This window comes from Paraburkholderia kururiensis JCM 10599 = LMG 19447 (genome assembly GCF_003986935.1).
Lineage (GTDB): Bacteria > Pseudomonadota > Gammaproteobacteria > Burkholderiales > Burkholderiaceae > Paraburkholderia > Paraburkholderia kururiensis.
Window position 1 is genome coordinate 112,786 of record NZ_RJZE01000003.1, and the last position, 16,115, is coordinate 128,900.

The following is a 16,115-nucleotide window of genomic DNA, read 5'->3' on the forward strand; positions in this document are numbered from 1 at the left end:
GCCGCGATGTTTGAATGCGTTCAGTGAGTGGTTGCGAGCGCCTGGACCGTGCCGGCTTCGCTGTCGCCGACATACACGCCGAAGGCGTCCTCGCTGCGCTCGCGCATGTAGCGCTCGAGCATGGAGCGCTCCGCTTCGTCGTGTAACTCACTCCAGGGAATCTGCATCAACGGAACGATGCGGATGGGGCCGCCCGATTGCGGCGCAATGTCGTTCTTCACGCGGCCGCGGTAATAGATCTGCACACCCGGCGTGGGCTGCCTGTCGGACTCGAACACGGCGAACAGGAAGTCCAGATGCGCCTTGATGCCGAGCTTCGCCAATACGCCCGCAAGGCTCGCGGCATCGCTCTGCGGTTCGAGCCGCGCGCCCGTAGGCAATTGCAGGCCTTGCGGCGTATCGAGCAGCACGAGCCCGTCGCGATGTTCGAGAATCGCGCCCACCCGCGCGCGCGTGCCGGCCGCGGCGACTGCGTCGAATGTGAGGCTGAAGTTCACGTAGGCACCCCGGCAGTAGCCGAGCGGCGAAGAAGGCGTATGAACGAAATCGAGCACGCGGCCGATCAGGATGATGTGGTCCCCCGCATCGATCACTTCATGGGTCGCGCAATCGAAGCTTGCCGCGGCGCCTTCCATGACCGGAGCGCCGGTCACCCGGGCGCGCCATGCGACCTGCGAGAACTTGTCGGCGGCCTTCGAGGCAAATACACCGGACACGGCCTTCTGGTCTTCCGCCAGCACGCTCACCGCGAAATGGCGCGTTTGCGAGAACACCGGATAGCTCGATGCCGTCTTCGCGATGCAAACCAGGATCAGCGGCGGATCGAGCGAAACGGAGGTGAACGAATTGGCCGTGAAGCCGCGCGGCGAGCCGTCGGGCTGGATCGTCGTGACCACCGTCACGCCCGTTACGAAAGCGCCGAGCGCACGGCGGAATTCGGCGATATCGATGGTCTGTTCGTGGATCGGCTCAGTCATTGCATTCTCCTGATATCGGACCGCGGCTCGCCGTTCACACCTGCTTTCGACGTGCCGAGCAGGAATTCCAGCAACCGTTCGTTCACTTGCGCCGGATTGGTCACGTTCATCATGTGGCGTTCGTTCGCGATGATCGTGGCGTGGCCGAGCGGCGCGGCCGCCGCCATGGCATGCGACATGGCCGGGTTCGAGTTCGCGTCGCATTCGCCCGTGAGAAACAGTGCGGGCACGGCGAGATCCGCAAGCCTGCCGACATGCGCGTCGTCCGAGCAGGCAAAGAGCTGATAAGTGCGCGCATAGCCGACCGGATCGACGTTCACGAGCAGCGCGCGTATCGCCTGAGCCGCCTGCGCGAGATGCGCGGGAACCGGGTCGCCGAACCAGCGCGCAAGCGTCACGTCGACGCCCGCTTCAATGCCCGCTGCAATGCCCGCTTCAAGCCCGGCTCCAACGCTTCCTTCCGTGCCCGCCTGGCTACTGCGTGCAGGCGGCGTATCACCGAGCATCGCCGCGCGGCTCATCACCGCAGCCCGTTGACGAGGCGTGCGGTTGTACACCGCATTCAACGCCGCCACGCTCAACGCGCGCTCCGGATGCGTCAGCGCGAACTCAAGCGCGACGAGCGCGCCCATCGAATGCCCCACCACATGCACGCGCTGAATCTGCAACGCGTCAAGCAGCGCTTCGAGCTGAGCGGCGTACTCGCCGAGCGTGGGCGCCGGCGTGGGCAAGCCGCTACCGCCGTGTCCCAGCATGTCGTACGCAACAACCTGGTAGTGCTGCGTCAAGGCGTCGATCTGCGGCGCCCACACGCTGTGGTTCATGCCCACGCCGTGAATCAGCACGACCGTCTCGCACGCGAGCGCCCCCTGTGGCGGGTAGACGCTGTAGCTCGTGCCCGCGGCAACGCCGCGCGTCACGGTACGGTCGAGCACAGGGTCAACCTTCATTGGACGCAAGCTCCTGGAGGTCCTTCAGATCCTGATACCGGTCACCGATACGGTGATGCGGCCGGCCGCCCACCGATGCGCCCAGCGCGATCACCAGTTCGTCGGGCGCGGGCGCGTCGGTGATCGAAAATTGCACGGTGAGGTAATGCGAGCGCATCCCTTCGTCATCCTTGTGCATCAGCGGAATCGAGATCGGGCAGTTCGGACCGCCGCGCAGGTTCGTAAAGCTCAGATAGCTCTTTGCGCCCACCGCCTGGCGATAGTGATTGCCGAATCGCAGCGTATGGATCAGCGCGGAAGCGTGCTCGAGTTCGCCCGACGTGCCGACGATCGCCGCCTTGCCATAGCCTTCGACCGCGTCGCCAGACCCCGCCGCGCGCAGGATCTCCGCCGTCAGCAATTCGCCGAGTTGCGGCGCGAGCGCGTGAATTTCGGGCTTCAGGTCTTCCACGAAGCCGCGGCCAGCCCACGGATTGCGCAGCACGGCGGCCACGCTGAACAGCTTCAGCGGCCGGGGCGCAGCCTTGCCGCCTTCAATGAACGTTTCTTCGACGTAGCTGACCAGCTTGCGCACTTCTAGCTTCATAGCGTTCTCCTGACTTGAACGATGCCCTGAATGTCATCGTTGAGATTATGGTATACCAAATTACGGTGCACAAAAATCCATAGATACTATGGAATACCATAGTACGAACTTCATATTTTGGGCACGATCCTTGCCGGGAGTTCAGCTGACTGCAAGAAGTGGCGGCATAACGGTCGCGTGCGGGCGTAGAAGATCGGCGATAATACGGAATACCACGTGCCGGACGTCCGAGCCAACCGTACAAAAAACCTGTCTTCCTTTTCTACGCCATGCCCGACCTGAAAATAAATCGAACGGCCAAGACTCTGAGAGAACTCGCGCTCGACAAGCTGCGCGGCGCCATCGTGCAGGGCTATTTCAAGCCGGGCACCCGCCTTGTCGAGCGCACCCTTTGCGACGAACTGGGCGTGAGCCGCACGGTGGTGCGCGAAGTGCTCCGGCATCTGGAAACCGAAGGTCTCGTCGAGACCGTGGCGCGGCAAGGCCCGATCGTTGCGCGCCTCGATCCGAGCCAGGTGGGCGAGATCTATGAATTGCGCAGCCTGCTCGAAGCCAACGCCGCAAGCGCCTGCGCCACGAGTGCGACGCCGGAGCTGGTTGCGCGCCTGCGCGGCATCCGCCGCATGATCGAAGCAGCCTTCGCCGCGGGCGACGCGTCACGCGTACTCGAGCACACGGAACAGTTCTACGACGCCATGTTCGAGGGCGCGGGCAAGGTCGTCTCGCTGGGTGTCGTCAAGTCGCTGAACGCGCGGATCAACCGGCTGCGCGCGCTGACCATCGCCACGCCGGGCCGCAGCGACGAATCGAACCGCGAGATGAACGCGTTGCTCGACGCAATCGAACGCGGCGACGGGCAAGCAGCGGCAGAGGCTTCGTGCACCCACATCAAGCGCGTGTCCGAGCTTGCGCTGCGCGCGCTCGCCGAACAAGGCGAGGCGAGCGGCAGCACGTGAGTCGCGCGCACTGCCGGCCAGCCGCCCGCCCTCGCCCTTGACGCGCTCACGGGTGGTAAGCCGTCTCGCCGTGCGAGCTGACGTCGAGCCCTTCGCGCTCGCCGTCCGTATCCACACGCAGCCCGATCGTGAGGTCGACCAGCTTGAACGCAATGATCGAGACGACCGCCGACCACACGAGCGACGTGCCCACGCCCCAGCACTGCGCGATCAGTTGATCGGCGATGTGATAGTCGGCCACCTTGTTCGCGGTGTAGTCGTAGATGCCGGTGCCACCCAGCGACGGCGACGCGAACACGCCGGTCAAGAGCGCGCCGGCAATGCCGCCGATGCAGTGCACGCCGAAGACGTCCAGTGAATCGTCCACGCCGATCAGGCGCTTGAGTCCGTTCACGCCCCAGTAGCACAGCGCGCCGGCCACGCCGCCCATCACGAGGGCGCCCATCGGACCGACGAAGCCGCACGCGGGCGTGATGACGACGAGGCCGGCAATGGCGCCCGACACCGCGCCGAGCATCGAGGGCTTCTTCTTCAGCATCCATTCGACGCCGGTCCACGACACCGTGGCCGCACACGTGGCGAGCAGCGTCGTGACGAACGCGAGCGTAGCCGCACCGCTCGCCTCCAGCGCTGAGCCCACGTTGAAGCCGAACCAGCCCACCCACAACAGCGAGCCGCCGATCATCGTCATGGTCAGGCTGTGCGGCGCCATGGACTCGCGACCAAAGCCCACGCGCTTGCCGATCATCACAGCGCCGACGAGCGCCGCGATGCCCGCGTTGATGTGGACGACGGTTCCGCCCGCGAAGTCGATGGCACCCTTCTGGAACAGGAAGCCGGCCGTCGCATTGGCCTTGTCGGCCGCGGCGGCGCTCGTGTACGCATCCGGGCCCGGCCAGTACCAGACCATGTGCGCGATCGGCAGGTACGAAAAGGTGAACCAGAGCACCATGAACATGAGCACAGCGGAAAACTTCGCGCGCTCCGCGATGCCGCCCACGATCAGCGCCGGAGTGATCGCCGCGAACGTCAGCTGGAACGAGACGTAGATGAATTCGGGAATCACCACGCCCTTGCTGAACGTGGCAGCGACCGAGTCCGGCGTGATGCCCGCGAGAAACGCCTTGCTGAGTCCGCCGAAGAACGCATTGCCTTCGGTGAACGCGATGCTGTAGCCGTAAAGCGCCCACAGCACGCCGAGCAGGCAAAAGACCACCAGCGTCTGCATCAGGATGGACAGCATGTTCTTGGCGCGCACCATGCCGCCGTAAAAGAGCCCCAGCCCCGGGGCCGCCATCATCACCACGAGAAGGGTCGCGACGATCATCCACGCCGTATCCCCCTTGTTCGGCACGGGGACAGCCGGGCCGGTCTGGGCCCAGGCGGGCATCGCGAGGACGAGCGTCCCGATCAATGCAAGCAAACCGATCATTCTTTTCATTTGCCGATACCTTGAACAAAAGGGGAGCCGGCGGTCCCCCGCAGGGGCCGCGCCGAAGCAAACACATGCCAAAAGGAATGTTCCTGTAGCCGGGGCCGCCTCGACGTTAGTCGAGGCAACGGGCGCTAGTCGCGAACGCCCGGAATCCACGACGTGCCGGCGAGCGGCACGCGCGCCATGGCGGCCGCTTCGACCGTGAGCGCAACCAGATCCTCCCGTTCGAGGTGATGCACGTTCTGCTTGCCGCACGCCCGCGCGATGGTGGCCAGTTCCATGTTCAGCGTCTTCAGGTAGTTCCGCACACGACGCGCGCCTTCCTCCGGCTCGAGACGCCGCTCGAGCAGGGCGTCCTGGGTCGTCACGCCAACCGGGCACTTGCCGGTGTGGCAGTGATGACAGAAGCCGGGCGACGTATGCAGCGCCGCGTAATCGGCCACGGCCGAATGCAGCATGCCGTCCTGGAAGTACGTTTCGCCGTTGCAGCCGAGCGCCATCAACACGCCCTGCCCGATCGCGACGGCGTCCGCGCCAAGCGCCAGCGCCTTCGCCACGTCCGCACCGGTGCGAATGCCGCCCGACACGATCAGTTGCACCTGGCCCTTCATGTTCAGGTCTTCGAGCGCGTCCACCGCCTGACGGACCGCAGCGAGCGTCGGAATGCCGACGTTCTCGATGAAGCAGGTCTGCGTAGCCGCCGTGCCGCCCTGCATGCCGTCGACCACCACGACATCCGCGCCCGCATGCACGGCGAGCTTCACGTCGTTGAAGGTGCGCGTGGCGCCCACCTTCACGTAGATCGGCTTTTCCCAGTCGGTAATCTCGCGCAGTTCCTGAATCTTGATCGCGAGATCGTCAGGGCCGGTCCAATCCGGGTGGCGGCTCGCCGAACGTTGATCCACGCCGGCCGGCAGCGTGCGCATGGCGGCCACGCGCGGGTTCACCTTCTGCCCGAGCAGCATGCCGCCGCCGCCCGGCTTCGCGCCCTGCCCGATCACGACCTCGATCGCGTCGGCACGGCGCACGTCGTCGGGGTTGAACCCATAGCGCGAAGGCAGGCACTGGTAGACGAGCGTCTTCGACGAAAGGCGCTCCTCCTGCGTCATGCCGCCGTCGCCGGTCGTGGTGGACGTGCCGGCGGCCGTCGCTGCGCGACCGAGCGCCTCCTTCACGTTCGCCGACAGCGCGCCGAAGCTCATCCCTGCCACGGTGATCGGGATGTCGAGCACGATGGGCTTTTTCGCGAAGCGCGTGCCGAGCACGGTCTGCGTCGAGCACTTCTCGCGATAGCCTTCCAGCGGGTAACGCGACAACGACGCGCCGAGAAACAGCAGGTCGTCGAAATGCGGCACGTGGCGCTTCGCGCCCAGACCGCGAATCTCGTAAAGACCGCGCTGTGCGGCCGTGTGGATGTAGTCGATCGTCTTGCGGTCGTAGCCGTACGACTCTTCCTGCTGCAAGCGTGCGAAATGAACGGGTTTGACTTCCATGGCGTCTTCTCGGTGGAGCGTGGATTCAATATTCCTGGTCCGCATCGGCGTTCCAGTGGTAGAGCGTGCGCGCCGACGCAATGCGCTTGAACGCACGCGGATCGTGGTCCAGTCCGGCTGCGTCGAGCAACGCCGCAACGGCACTCACGTCGGCGTCGGTCATCGGTTCGAACTGCGCATCGGCGCCGAGCGACTTCACGTCGCCCTTCACGTAGAGCACGGCCTCGTACAACGAATCGCCCAGCGCGTCACCGGCGTCGCCGCAGATCACCATGCGCCCGGCCTGCGCCATGAAGGCGGAGAAGCTGCCCACCGAGCCGCCCACCACGATGTCGCCACCCTTCAGCGAGATGCCGCAACGCAGCCCCGCGTCGCCCTCGATCACGAGCAACCCGCCGTGCGCGGACGCCCCCGCGCCGTTCGACGCAAAGCCTTTCACGTGCACCTTGCCGCTCATCATGTTTTCCGCGACGCCGGTGCCCGCGCTGCCTTCGATGACGATGGTCGCGTGCTTGTTCATGCCGCCGGCGTAATAGCCGGCGTGGCCTTCGATGGTCACCGTCACGTCGGCATCCACGCCCACTGCGATGTTGTGCGCGCCGTTGGGCGAGGTCACGACGATGGCCTCGCCGCGCAGCGTGTCGGCGCCGCCGTGCAGATACTGGTTGACCTCCCGGACGGTGGTGCGCTCAAGGTCGAATGTCATGCGTTCCATACGTACATCTCCTCGGGTGCGGGTTCGAAGACCTTCGCGTTCTTGATGTCGGGCAGATGCGCGAGCGAGCGGAACTCGGACGCGATTGCCACGTAGTCGTCGTTCTCCGCCACGACGGCGGGCTTGCACGCGAACGGGTCACGAATCAGCGCGAGTTCGGTGGGCGTGCCCATCAGGAAGGTGTAGAAGCCGTCCAGCTCCTCGAAGCCCCGTTGCAGCGCGACGGGCAACGTGTCGCCTTCGCGCAGGCGCCATTCGAGGAAGCGGCACGCGGCCTCGGTGTCGTTGTCGGTATCGAAGTGGATGCCCTTGGGTTCAAGCTTGCGGCGCACGCCGTATGGATTCGAGAGCGAGCCGTTGTGCACGAGGCAAAAATCTTCGCCGGCCGTAAACGGATGCGCGCGATCAGGCGTCACCGCCGACTCGGTGGCCATGCGCGTGTGGCCGACCAGGTGCGATCCCTTGAGCTCGCTGAACGCGTAGCGCGCGGCAATGTCTGCGGGCAGACCAATGTCTTTGTACAGATCGATGGACCGCCCCGCGGACAAGACGTAGAGGCGCGGGTAATGCTCGTTCAGCCATTTCCTCGCCATGTCGGCCTGGGCGTGCACCGTGAGCACCGCATGATTCTGTTTGGCCTCGACGTGCGCGCCCGCATCGACGGACGCCTTCACGCGGTCGAGCAGCACGTCCCACGGGAAATGCTCGCCTTCGTCCGTAAAGCCCGAGTACAGGCTGAGCTTGCGCTGGTCCGCATCCACGGCATCCGCGAACACCGCGAGGCCGGCCGAATCCGGGCCCCGTTCGGTCATGCCGATCAGCATCGGCACCATCAGTTCGCCAAGCCGGTCGCGCAATGCCGGTGTCTTGACCAGCAATCCCACGATTCCGCACATGTTGCTTTCTCCTCAGAAAAATTCGACGTACTGCCTGATTTCCCAATCCGACACGTGGCGCATGTATTCGAGCCACTCCATTCGCTTGAGCTTGATGAATTCGCCTACCACCGGCCCGAGCGCATCGCAGAGGGTCTGGTCGGCTTCGAGTGCGTCGAGCGCTTCGCCCAGGTTCTGCGGCAGCACGCCGATGCCATGCTCACGCAGTTTTTGGGGCGACCATTCGTACAGGTTCTCGTTGGCGGGCGTGCCGGGCGAAAGACCACGGTCGATGCCGTCGAGGCCGGCAGCGATCACGGCCGCCGTCGCGAGATAGGGGTTGCATGCGCCGTCGGGCAAACGCAGTTCGATGCGCCCGCCCGGCATGCGCACCATGGTCGAGCGGTTGTTGTCGCCATAGCTGATATAAGCGGGCGCCCAGGTCGCGCCCGTCAGCGAACGGCCCACGACAAGCCGCTTGTACGAGTTCACCGTGGGGTTGCACAGGGCCGTCAGTGCGGGCGCATGGGCGAGCAGGCCAGCCGTGAACTGGTAGCCGAGCGCCGAGAGGCCCATGCCGAGCGCGTCCGCCTTGTCGGCAAAGAGGTTGCGCTCGCCGTCGCCAATCGACATATGCATGTGCATGCCGTTGCCAGGCCGGTTCGCAAACGGCTTCGGCATGAACGAGCAGATCATGCCGAGTTCGTTGGCGATTTCCGATGCGGCCATCTTGAAGAACACGTAGTGGTCGCACGACGTCAGGCAATCGGTGTACGTGTAATTGATTTCGAACTGGCCGTTCGCGTCCTCGTGATCGATCTGGTAGACGTCGATGCCGACCGCCCGCAGCGATTCGGTGAGCCGCTCCAGAAACACGCGCGTGCGCGACAGCCCCTTGTAGTCGTAGCAGGGCTTGGCAAGCGTGTCGCTCGCGTCGCAAGGCTCGAGCACGCCCGACGCGCTGCGCTTCAACAGCGAAAACTCGGGTTCGAGGCCCGTGTAGAGCGTCCAGCCGCGTTCGGCAACACGCGCCACCTGCTTCTTCAGCGTCACGCGCGAATCGAACGCCCACGGCGCGCCGCTCACGTGACCGTCGCAGACGATCCGCGCGAGGCCCGCCTGCCACGGCACCGGCGTGAGCGTCGCAAGGTCGCCGACCGCCATGTAATCCGGCCCGTTCGGCTCGATGCCCACGCCCCAGATCGCAAAACCCGCGAAGCCCGCGCCCGCCTCCAGCACGCTGCGCAGATGCGCGAGCGGCACGGACTTCGCCTTGGCCACGCCGTGAATGTCGACGAATTGCGCCAGCACGTACTTCACGCCGTGTTGCGCGAGGTATGCCTGGGCTTCTTCCGCACTACCAAAGCGGGGCACGCTTCCGAGCGCGTTGACGGGCAACTGGCTCGCATCGTTCAGGTTCATCGCCACTCCTTCCTGTTGCATGGTTCGCTGATTTGAGGAAGCCGCCCGGCAGACGAGCGGCCCGACTTCGCGACATGGACAGGTACCGCGCACGGCACGCTTGAACCACATCTTCAGTATGTGGAGGAATTTATTGTCATGCAACAATTATTCCCTCCATGAAACTTTCGGCGTACACGCCGGCGTCAAGGGCAGCCGCCTGCGCGAATACCGCAATCTGCTACTCTTGCCGATTTACCGAGGTCGACGATGCCCACCGCAGACGACAGCAAGACACCGCTCGAACGCTATCTCGGGGCCACCATCCGCGAGCTGCGCCAGAGCCACGACCTGACCATCGCGCAGGTCGCCGAACAGGCCGGCATCAGCCGCGGCATGCTCTCGAAGATCGAGAACGCGCAGACCTCGGCCGGACTCGACGTGCTCAACCGGATCGCCCAGGCGCTCGGCGTGTCCATGTCCACGCTATTCCGCAACTTCGACGTCCCCCAGGGCGGCGCCCAGCTCGTGAAGAAAGGCGCGGGCATGGAAGTGGTTCGCAAAGGCACGAAAAGCGGCCACACCTATCACCTGCTCGCTTACGACCAGGGGCCGCGCAAAACTTTCGAGCCGTTCCTGATCACGATGGAAGACAAGGCCGAACGCTTCCCGGTGTTCGAGCACCCCGGCACCGAGTTCATCCACATGCTCAGGGGCGTGATCGAATACCGGCACGGACAGCAGACCTACGTCCTGCATCCGGGCGACACCCTGACGTTCCGCGGCGATGTTCCGCACGGCCCGGAACGTCTCATCAAAACCCCCATCCAGTTCCTGTCGATCTTCGTCTACGGACAGCCCACCGAAGAGTGAGTCGCCCGCCCGCCAATACAGTGCAAGCTTCATGCCATGTTTATTGATGGGAACCAAAGATTCCCATGGATAAACACTCTGGGCGGCAATGCTGCGGGTCGTCATCGAAGGTTTGGGCTGTTTCTGCGAGTTGAGGGTGCGCTGGAGCAACGATTCCGGTGCAGCGCCGCACTATTACGGAAAGCGCGGTTACGAAGGTGTATCACCCTTCCTTATGCTGCAACCCGGCCAACGCAGCCAGCGCCGCATCGACCATGGCGCGCACCGTGCCCTGTACCGCCGCCGCTCGCGCCGGCTCGTAGGCGAACGGATGGGTCTCGTTCATGTACGTCGACTGACACATCTCGAGCTGCACCGCGTGCACACCGTCCGAAGGGTTGCCGAACGCGCGCGTGATATAGCCGCCCTTGAAGCGGCCGTTCGCCACCCACGTATGCGGGCTGGCGGCCGCTTCGCGCTCGATGGCAAGTTGCACGGAGGGCGCGACCGTCCGGCCGTCCTGCGTGCCGATATTGAGGTCCGGCAGCTTGCCGTCGAATAGCCGCGGCAGCACGCTCGCAATCGAATGCGCTTCCCAGAGCAGCACGTGCGCGTGGCGCTCGCGCAGCCGGGCCAGTTCGGCCGCGAGTGCCGCGTGATAGGGCCGCCAGTATTCGGCCACCCGCCGGCGCTTCTCCTGCTCGTCCGGTTGGCAACCGTCGCGATAGAGCGGCTCGCCGCGAAATGTCTCGGCTGGGCACAGGCCGGTGGTGGTTTGGCCCGGGTACAGGCTTTCGTCGTTCGGCGGCCGATTGAGGTCGATGACGTAGCGCGACACCGTCGCGCCCAGCACCGTTGCACCGAGTGACTCAGCGAACGCGTACAGGCGGTCGAGATGCCAGTCGGTATCGGCGAGCGTCAAGGCGGTGTCGGTATAGCGGCTGCGCAGCGGTGCGGGAATCGCCGTTCCCAGGTGCGGGATCGAAATCAGCAACGGCGCGTTGCCGCGTTCGAGCGTGTAGAGGTCGCTCATGCAGGGCTCCTGGTGGATCAAAGCAATGCGTCGTCGGCAAGTTGCGGCAACGCGCGGGCGAGCGCAGGCCGGATCGAGTGGTCGAGCACGGATCGCGTCAGTTCCACGATCTCCCTGACGAAGTCTTCCCACTCGCCTTGCCTGTGCAGCAGAAAGAAATCGCGCCGCCCAAGGCGGCCGGACGGCAACGGCAGGATCGCGATCTCACCGAGGTAGTGCCGCGCCTGCCACAGACACAGCGGCGTCGAGATGGCGAAGCCCACCCGCGCGGCAACGAGGCTCAGCAGCGGGTCGGTCGCGTCGAATTCGAAACGCCTTGGGCTGTCGATACCCAGATGGCGCGCAAGCCGTTCCACCTGCTGGCCGATCACCGAACGCGCCGTGTAGCGGATCAGCGGCAGTTCGGCCGCGAGCGCGCGCCAGTCCACGTTCGGGCGTCCGGCCAGATGGCTGCGTGCGACGACGGCGACGAAGGCCTCCGAGAAAAGCGGCACCTCCACGATGCGCGCATCGCTCAGCGCGGTTTGCGTGCACACGGCGACGTCCAGTTCGCGGTCGTGCAATTGCTTGCTCAAACCCGGCGTAATGCCGGACCACATCGAAATCTGCCGCGACGTGCCGGACACCGCGCGGATCAGTTCGGGGCCCACGGTCGCCGCGAACGAATCGACACAGCCGAGGCGCACCGGCAGGCGTCCCGAATCCGATGCGTCGCCCACGCGCGTGCTGACCATTTGCGCGTGCTCGAGCAACGGCCCGGCGAGTTCGAGCAGCGCGCGGCCGGCAATGTTGGGCCGCGGCGGGCGGCTGTCGCGATCGAACAGCACGGCGCCCTGCTCGCGTTCGAGTGCCGAAACGGCCTGGCTGATCGCGCTCTGGCTCACGCCGATACGCTTCGCCGCAGCGGTCATCGACCCGGTCTCGCACACGGCAACGAAAGCCTGCAGCGCGCGCAGGTCGATTGGCGGTGGGGTGCGTCGCATCTTCTCTCCAGTTGCCGTCGCATACGGCCGTTCCGGCAAGGTGGCAGGAATGATGCGCCGGTTCGGTCGGCCCGCGCTCTGGATGAGCACTTCCGGGCGAGCTTCATAAGTTTGCCTAATACAAAATTCGGCAGGGCCCCCGCTGCCTAGAATCGGCTCACCGTCTACCCAGAGGACCCTGAGGGGAACCATGAGCCACTTCGACTTCATCGTGATCGGCGCCGGCGTGATCGGCACGTCGGTCGCGCACCACCTTGCCTCGCTCGGTGCCCACAGCGTGCTCGTCGTCGAGCGCGGCATGATCGGCGCCGGCACCACGTCGCAATCGTCCGGCCTGTTGCGCACGCATTACTCGGTGCGCCAGAACGTCGAGCTGGCGCGCGCGTCGTGGTGGGCATTCAACAATTTCGCCGACTACGTGGGCGACGACGAAGCGTCGTGCGGGCTCGTCAAGTGCGGCTACATGATCTGCGCGCCCGACGGCCCGAAGCTCGATCCACTGCGCGCCTCGCTCAACGCCCAGCGCGCGATGGACATCGAAGTCCAACTGCTCGAACGGGACGAGGCACGCGAGCGCCTGCCCATCGCGCAGTTCGACGACGCGGCGCTGATCGGCTTCGAGCCGGAAGCCGGCTTTGCCGATGCGTACCTCGTCGCGACGAGCTTCGCCAAATCGGCACGGCGGCGCGGCGTCAAGATTCTCGAAGGCACAACGGTTACGGGACTCGTGCGCGAAGGCCGCCGCGTGGTTGGCATCGAGACGAGCGCGGGCCGCTTCACCTGCGCCACGCTCATCAGCACCCAAAACATCTGGACGCCTGAACTGTCGGGCTGGATCGGCGTGCCGCTGCCCGTCGCGCCCGAACGGCACACCGTGCTGGCGCTCGAATGCGACGAGGCCCGGTACTCGTATCTGATGCCGGCCTTCAAGGACCTCGGTTCGGCCGGCATGCTCTACTACCGCAGCTACGGCGGCAGCCAGATGCTGGTGTCCGAGGGCGTGGTGGGCGAAACGCTGAACGCGCCTGAAACCGAGCAGGGCGACATCTCGCTCGATTACGTCGCCGAAGTAGGCGCGCAGGTCGCCGAGCGCTTTCCCGCCTACGAAACAGCGGGGCTGGCATCGTCGTGGACCGGGGTCTACGACGTGACGCCGGACTGGAATCCGGTGCTCGGCAAGGTGGGCGACATCGAAGGGCTCGTGGTGGGCTTCGGCTTCTCGGGCCACGGCTTCAAGCTCTCCCCCGCCATCGGCAAGCTGCTCGCCCAGCACGCGCTCGGTCAGCCGACCGACGTGTCGCTCGCGCCCTACGCGCTCGAACGCTTTGCGACCGGCGCGCTGCTGACCGGCAAGTACGGCCTGGGTGCTGTGTCCTGATTGTCCTGATTGTCCTGACTGCCCCCCGCTTACCCTCCATTCCGTTTCAGACAGACATCCATGTCCCTCAAAATTCTGGTGCCGGTCAAGCGCGTCGTCGATCCGAACGTGCGCGTGCGCGTCGGTTCGACCGGCAGCGTCGAGACCGCTGGCCTCAAGATGTCCCTCAATCCGTTCGACGAATGCGCGCTCGAAATGGCGCTGCGCCTGCGCGAAGCCGGCCACGCCTCGCATGTGACAGTCATCACGTGCGGCCTGCCGGTCTGCCAGGACGTGCTGCGCACGGGCCTCGCGATGGGCGCCGACGACGCGGTCCTGATCGATACGGGCGATGCCGCGCTGGACCCGGTTGGCGTCGCCCGCCTGCTGCACGCCTGGCTCGACACGTCGCCCTACGATCTCGTGCTCTGCGGCAAGCAGGCCATCGACGACGACACAGGAGGCGTCGCGCCGATGCTCGCCGGCCTGCTCGGCTGGCCGCAAGGGCTCGACGCCACGGCGCTCGCACCCGAAGCTGACGGCTGGCGCGTGGTGTGCGGCGACGACAGCGGCACCGCAACGTGGCTGCTCGCCGGGCGCGCCGTCATCAGCGCCGACCTGCGTCTTGCCGAACCGCGGCGCGTCACGCTGCCCGGCATCGTCAAGGCGAAACAGAAGCCGCTTGCCGTCGTCGACGCGAGCCGGTTCGCCGTGGATCTCGCACCCGCATCGCGCACTGTGCGGCTCGATGAACCGTCCGTGCAGCGCGCCGGCCATCGTGTCGCCGATGTCGATGCACTGCTCACCGCGCTCGCCGCACACCACGTCTTTGCCCGTTCAGGAGCCAGCGCATGAGAACGCTCGTCGTCGCAGAACCGACTGCCGACCACACGCTGCCGGAGGCCGTTCGCCGCCTCGTGAGCGCGGCACATGTGCGCCGCGGTCCGGTCGATGTGCTTGCCCTCGATCCCGCCATGGCCGCACAGGCCGCGCTGATCGATGGCGTGGACTGCGTCATCCAGCCGGATACGCCGGCCTCCGCCAACGCGGCATTGCCCAACGACATCGCGCCGGAAAGTCTTGCCGCACAGCTCGCCGGCCTGGCCCCGCGCTATTCGCTCATCGTGGCCGCCCATCGCACGCTGGGCCGCAATGCGTTGCCGCGCGCCGCCGCGCTCGCCAACGCCGCGTTCGTGGCCGACGTGACCGCCCTCACCGACGACGGTCACTTCGTGCGCGGGCTCTACGCGGGGAGCATCGTCGCGACGGTGGCCAGCACGCGGGAGACGACCTTCGCGACCGTTCGTACGTCGTCGTTCGCGGTAGCGGGAGATCGCTCCGAACCCGCGCCGATCGCCTCGCTCGAAGCACCGCCTGCATTCGCCGCGACGACCTTGCTCGAACGCAACGGTGCAGAGGCCACCGGAATCGACCTCGCGAATGCGCCGATCGTGGTGTCGGGCGGTCGCGGTCTCGCATCCGGCGAAAACATGGCGCGGCTTGGCGCACTCGCCTCGCGGCTCGGCGCGGCCCTGGGCGCCTCGCGTGCGGCAGTCGATGCAGGCTACGCGCCGAACGCCATCCAGGTGGGGCAAACCGGCAAGACCGTGGCACCCGACGCCTATCTCGCATTCGGCATTTCCGGCGCCATTCAGCATCTGGCCGGGATGAAAGACTCGAAGCTGATCGTCGCCATCAACAAAGATCCCGATGCGCCGATCTTCTCGTTTGCGGATGTGGGCTTCGTTGGTGACCTGTTCGATGTGGTGAGCGCGCTCGAGCGCCACGTCGGGGCCGGAGACGGCGCATGACGCACGCGAGCTACGAAGGCGGCGCGTCGTTGCACGGCGCAGCAGTTGCGCCTGCCGCCCGCGCGACGAACAGCGTGCCGGCATCGCGCTATCCGTGCGTCCGGTTCGTCGATTGCGCGCAGATTCCACCTGAAGCGTGGGCCAACGGCGCGGGCGTCACGCGCACGATCGCGAGCCGCACCGGCCCTCACGGCGAGGTCGACTGGCGCATCAGTCTTGCCACGCTAGAGGGCTCGGCCGCGTTTTCGCGCTTTGCGGGCATGGACCGCGTGCTCGTGCCGATGGACAACACGAGCGTCGAACTGCACGCACAGGACGGACACCTGATCGCAAGCCCCATTGCGCCCGCGCACTTTCCGGGCGATTTGCCGGTGTGGGCGCGCGACATCGTCCGGCCAACACACGTGCTCAACGTCATGACGCGGCGTGGCGCCTGCGAGACCACCGTCGTGGTGGCAACGCATTCGCATCGCGTCACACCGGCGCCCACGCAGATGCTGATCTGCGCGTCGGGTCACTGGCGCGTGGGCAGTACGCTGACAGGCGCCCACGACCTGCACCCCATGCACGGGCTGTGGCTCGACGGCCGCAGCGAAGAACTCGACCTGACACCCATCGCGCCCGAATCCCGGCTGATCTCGATCGCCATCGCTGCAGGTTCAGCCGGACGCTAACCCTTCTCTCTCGCATC

Annotated in this window: 16 protein-coding genes; 6 read left to right on the plus strand and 10 right to left on the minus strand. The window is 65.8% G+C overall.

Translation table 11 applies throughout. The features are described 5' to 3' along the window. Nucleotides 1–20: 20 nt before the first annotated feature. Genes PKKP23_RS04530 through PKKP23_RS04540 form a run of 3 tightly spaced genes read right to left on the minus strand, consistent with a single transcriptional unit; the run spans nt 21 to nt 2,513 of the window. A complete protein-coding gene (locus tag PKKP23_RS04530) occupies nt 21–977 on the minus strand; it encodes a flavin reductase family protein (RefSeq protein WP_126875962.1) in 957 nt (318 codons plus the stop codon). Beyond that, a complete protein-coding gene (locus PKKP23_RS04535) occupies nt 974–1,927 on the minus strand; it encodes an alpha/beta fold hydrolase (protein WP_126875963.1) in 954 nt (317 codons plus the stop codon). Before PKKP23_RS04535 ends, PKKP23_RS04530 begins: the two co-directional genes overlap by 4 nt. After that, nucleotides 1,917–2,513 carry an amino acid synthesis family protein gene (locus PKKP23_RS04540; protein WP_126875964.1) on the minus strand — a complete coding sequence of 199 codons (597 nt, stop codon included), beginning with the start codon at nt 2,511–2,513 and terminating at the stop codon, nt 1,917–1,919. Before PKKP23_RS04540 ends, PKKP23_RS04535 begins: the two co-directional genes overlap by 11 nt. A 269-nt stretch (nt 2,514–2,782) precedes the next feature. Between PKKP23_RS04540 and PKKP23_RS04545 the strand changes: the two genes are divergently transcribed. Beyond that, on the plus strand, nt 2,783–3,469 hold the full coding sequence (locus PKKP23_RS04545) for a GntR family transcriptional regulator (RefSeq protein ID WP_017773513.1): 687 nt from the start codon (nt 2,783–2,785) through the stop codon (nt 3,467–3,469). 46 nt (nt 3,470–3,515) lie between these two features. Here PKKP23_RS04545 and PKKP23_RS04550 read toward each other — a convergent pair whose 3' ends face one another. Genes PKKP23_RS04550 through glnT form a run of 5 tightly spaced genes read right to left on the minus strand, consistent with a single transcriptional unit; the run spans nt 3,516 to nt 9,409 of the window. Next, nucleotides 3,516–4,982, minus strand: a complete 1,467-nt coding sequence (locus PKKP23_RS04550) for an ammonium transporter (protein ID WP_411828998.1) — start codon at nt 4,980–4,982, stop codon at nt 3,516–3,518. 53 nt (nt 4,983–5,035) lie between these two features. Then, nucleotides 5,036–6,397: an FMN-binding glutamate synthase family protein gene (locus tag PKKP23_RS04555; RefSeq protein WP_126875965.1), complete on the minus strand. Its 1,362-nt coding sequence runs from the start codon at nt 6,395–6,397 to the stop codon at nt 5,036–5,038. A 25-nt stretch (nt 6,398–6,422) separates the two neighbouring features. Continuing rightward, entirely contained in the window at nt 6,423–7,112 is a 690-nt protein-coding gene (locus PKKP23_RS04560) for a GltB/FmdC/FwdC-like GXGXG domain-containing protein (RefSeq protein ID WP_126875966.1), read from the minus strand. After that, on the minus strand, nt 7,100–8,008 hold the full coding sequence (locus PKKP23_RS04565) for a class II glutamine amidotransferase domain-containing protein (protein WP_017773509.1): 909 nt from the start codon (nt 8,006–8,008) through the stop codon (nt 7,100–7,102). Before PKKP23_RS04565 ends, PKKP23_RS04560 begins: the two co-directional genes overlap by 13 nt. A 12-nt stretch (nt 8,009–8,020) precedes the next feature. After that, nucleotides 8,021–9,409 carry a type III glutamate--ammonia ligase gene (glnT, locus tag PKKP23_RS04570; RefSeq protein WP_174447276.1) on the minus strand — a complete coding sequence of 463 codons (1,389 nt, stop codon included), beginning with the start codon at nt 9,407–9,409 and terminating at the stop codon, nt 8,021–8,023. Between the two features lie 249 nt (nt 9,410–9,658). On the opposite strand from glnT, the gene PKKP23_RS04575 reads away from it, so the two are divergent. After that, complete coding sequence (locus tag PKKP23_RS04575; RefSeq protein WP_126875967.1) at nt 9,659–10,261, plus strand: helix-turn-helix domain-containing protein; 603 nt, start codon at nt 9,659–9,661, stop codon at nt 10,259–10,261. A 202-nt stretch (nt 10,262–10,463) separates the two neighbouring features. On the opposite strand, the gene hutG is transcribed toward PKKP23_RS04575, so the two are convergent. Together hutG and PKKP23_RS04585 are read right to left on the minus strand one after the other, a co-directional pair. Continuing rightward, nucleotides 10,464–11,273, minus strand: coding sequence for an N-formylglutamate deformylase (gene hutG / locus PKKP23_RS04580; RefSeq protein WP_126875968.1), 810 nt, complete (start codon nt 11,271–11,273; stop codon nt 10,464–10,466). A gap of 17 nt (nt 11,274–11,290) precedes the next feature. Continuing rightward, nucleotides 11,291–12,256: a LysR family transcriptional regulator gene (locus tag PKKP23_RS04585; RefSeq protein ID WP_126875969.1), complete on the minus strand. Its 966-nt coding sequence runs from the start codon at nt 12,254–12,256 to the stop codon at nt 11,291–11,293. A gap of 190 nt (nt 12,257–12,446) precedes the next feature. Between PKKP23_RS04585 and PKKP23_RS04590 the strand changes: the two genes are divergently transcribed. From PKKP23_RS04590 to PKKP23_RS04605, 4 genes are read left to right on the plus strand one after another with little or no spacing between them, the layout of a single operon-like run. Next, nucleotides 12,447–13,634, plus strand: a complete 1,188-nt coding sequence (locus tag PKKP23_RS04590; protein ID WP_126875970.1) for an NAD(P)/FAD-dependent oxidoreductase — start codon at nt 12,447–12,449, stop codon at nt 13,632–13,634. 60 nt (nt 13,635–13,694) lie between these two features. Then, the gene (locus PKKP23_RS04595; protein WP_126875971.1) at nt 13,695–14,468 is read left to right on the plus strand and encodes an electron transfer flavoprotein subunit beta/FixA family protein; all 774 of its coding nucleotides are present in this window, start codon (nt 13,695–13,697) and stop codon (nt 14,466–14,468) included. After that, nucleotides 14,465–15,424, plus strand: a complete 960-nt coding sequence (locus PKKP23_RS04600; protein WP_126875972.1) for an electron transfer flavoprotein subunit alpha/FixB family protein — start codon at nt 14,465–14,467, stop codon at nt 15,422–15,424. Before PKKP23_RS04595 ends, PKKP23_RS04600 begins: the two co-directional genes overlap by 4 nt. Next, nucleotides 15,421–16,098: a HutD/Ves family protein gene (locus PKKP23_RS04605; RefSeq protein ID WP_126875973.1), complete on the plus strand. Its 678-nt coding sequence runs from the start codon at nt 15,421–15,423 to the stop codon at nt 16,096–16,098. The genes PKKP23_RS04600 and PKKP23_RS04605 overlap by 4 nt, the downstream gene beginning before the upstream one ends. Nucleotides 16,099–16,115 lie beyond the last annotated feature (17 nt).

Bases quoted from the DNA above. Each gene is read 5' to 3' on its own strand.
- PKKP23_RS04530 (WP_126875962.1), bottom strand. From the start codon at position 977: ATGACTGAGCCGATCCACGAACAGACCATCGATATCGCCGAATTCCGC.
- PKKP23_RS04535 (WP_126875963.1), bottom strand. From the start codon at position 1,927: ATGAAGGTTGACCCTGTGCTCGACCGTACCGTGACGCGCGGCGTTGCC.
- PKKP23_RS04540 (WP_126875964.1), bottom strand. From the start codon at position 2,513: ATGAAGCTAGAAGTGCGCAAGCTGGTCAGCTACGTCGAAGAAACGTTC.
- PKKP23_RS04545 (WP_017773513.1), top strand. From the start codon at position 2,783: ATGCCCGACCTGAAAATAAATCGAACGGCCAAGACTCTGAGAGAACTC.
- PKKP23_RS04555 (WP_126875965.1), bottom strand. From the start codon at position 6,397: ATGGAAGTCAAACCCGTTCATTTCGCACGCTTGCAGCAGGAAGAGTCG.
- PKKP23_RS04560 (WP_126875966.1), bottom strand. From the start codon at position 7,112: ATGGAACGCATGACATTCGACCTTGAGCGCACCACCGTCCGGGAGGTC.
- PKKP23_RS04565 (WP_017773509.1), bottom strand. From the start codon at position 8,008: ATGTGCGGAATCGTGGGATTGCTGGTCAAGACACCGGCATTGCGCGAC.
- glnT (WP_174447276.1), bottom strand. From the start codon at position 9,409: ATGAACCTGAACGATGCGAGCCAGTTGCCCGTCAACGCGCTCGGAAGC.
- PKKP23_RS04575 (WP_126875967.1), top strand. From the start codon at position 9,659: ATGCCCACCGCAGACGACAGCAAGACACCGCTCGAACGCTATCTCGGG.
- hutG (WP_126875968.1), bottom strand. From the start codon at position 11,273: ATGAGCGACCTCTACACGCTCGAACGCGGCAACGCGCCGTTGCTGATT.
- PKKP23_RS04585 (WP_126875969.1), bottom strand. From the start codon at position 12,256: ATGCGACGCACCCCACCGCCAATCGACCTGCGCGCGCTGCAGGCTTTC.
- PKKP23_RS04590 (WP_126875970.1), top strand. From the start codon at position 12,447: ATGAGCCACTTCGACTTCATCGTGATCGGCGCCGGCGTGATCGGCACG.
- PKKP23_RS04595 (WP_126875971.1), top strand. From the start codon at position 13,695: ATGTCCCTCAAAATTCTGGTGCCGGTCAAGCGCGTCGTCGATCCGAAC.
- PKKP23_RS04600 (WP_126875972.1), top strand. From the start codon at position 14,465: ATGAGAACGCTCGTCGTCGCAGAACCGACTGCCGACCACACGCTGCCG.
- PKKP23_RS04605 (WP_126875973.1), top strand. From the start codon at position 15,421: ATGACGCACGCGAGCTACGAAGGCGGCGCGTCGTTGCACGGCGCAGCA.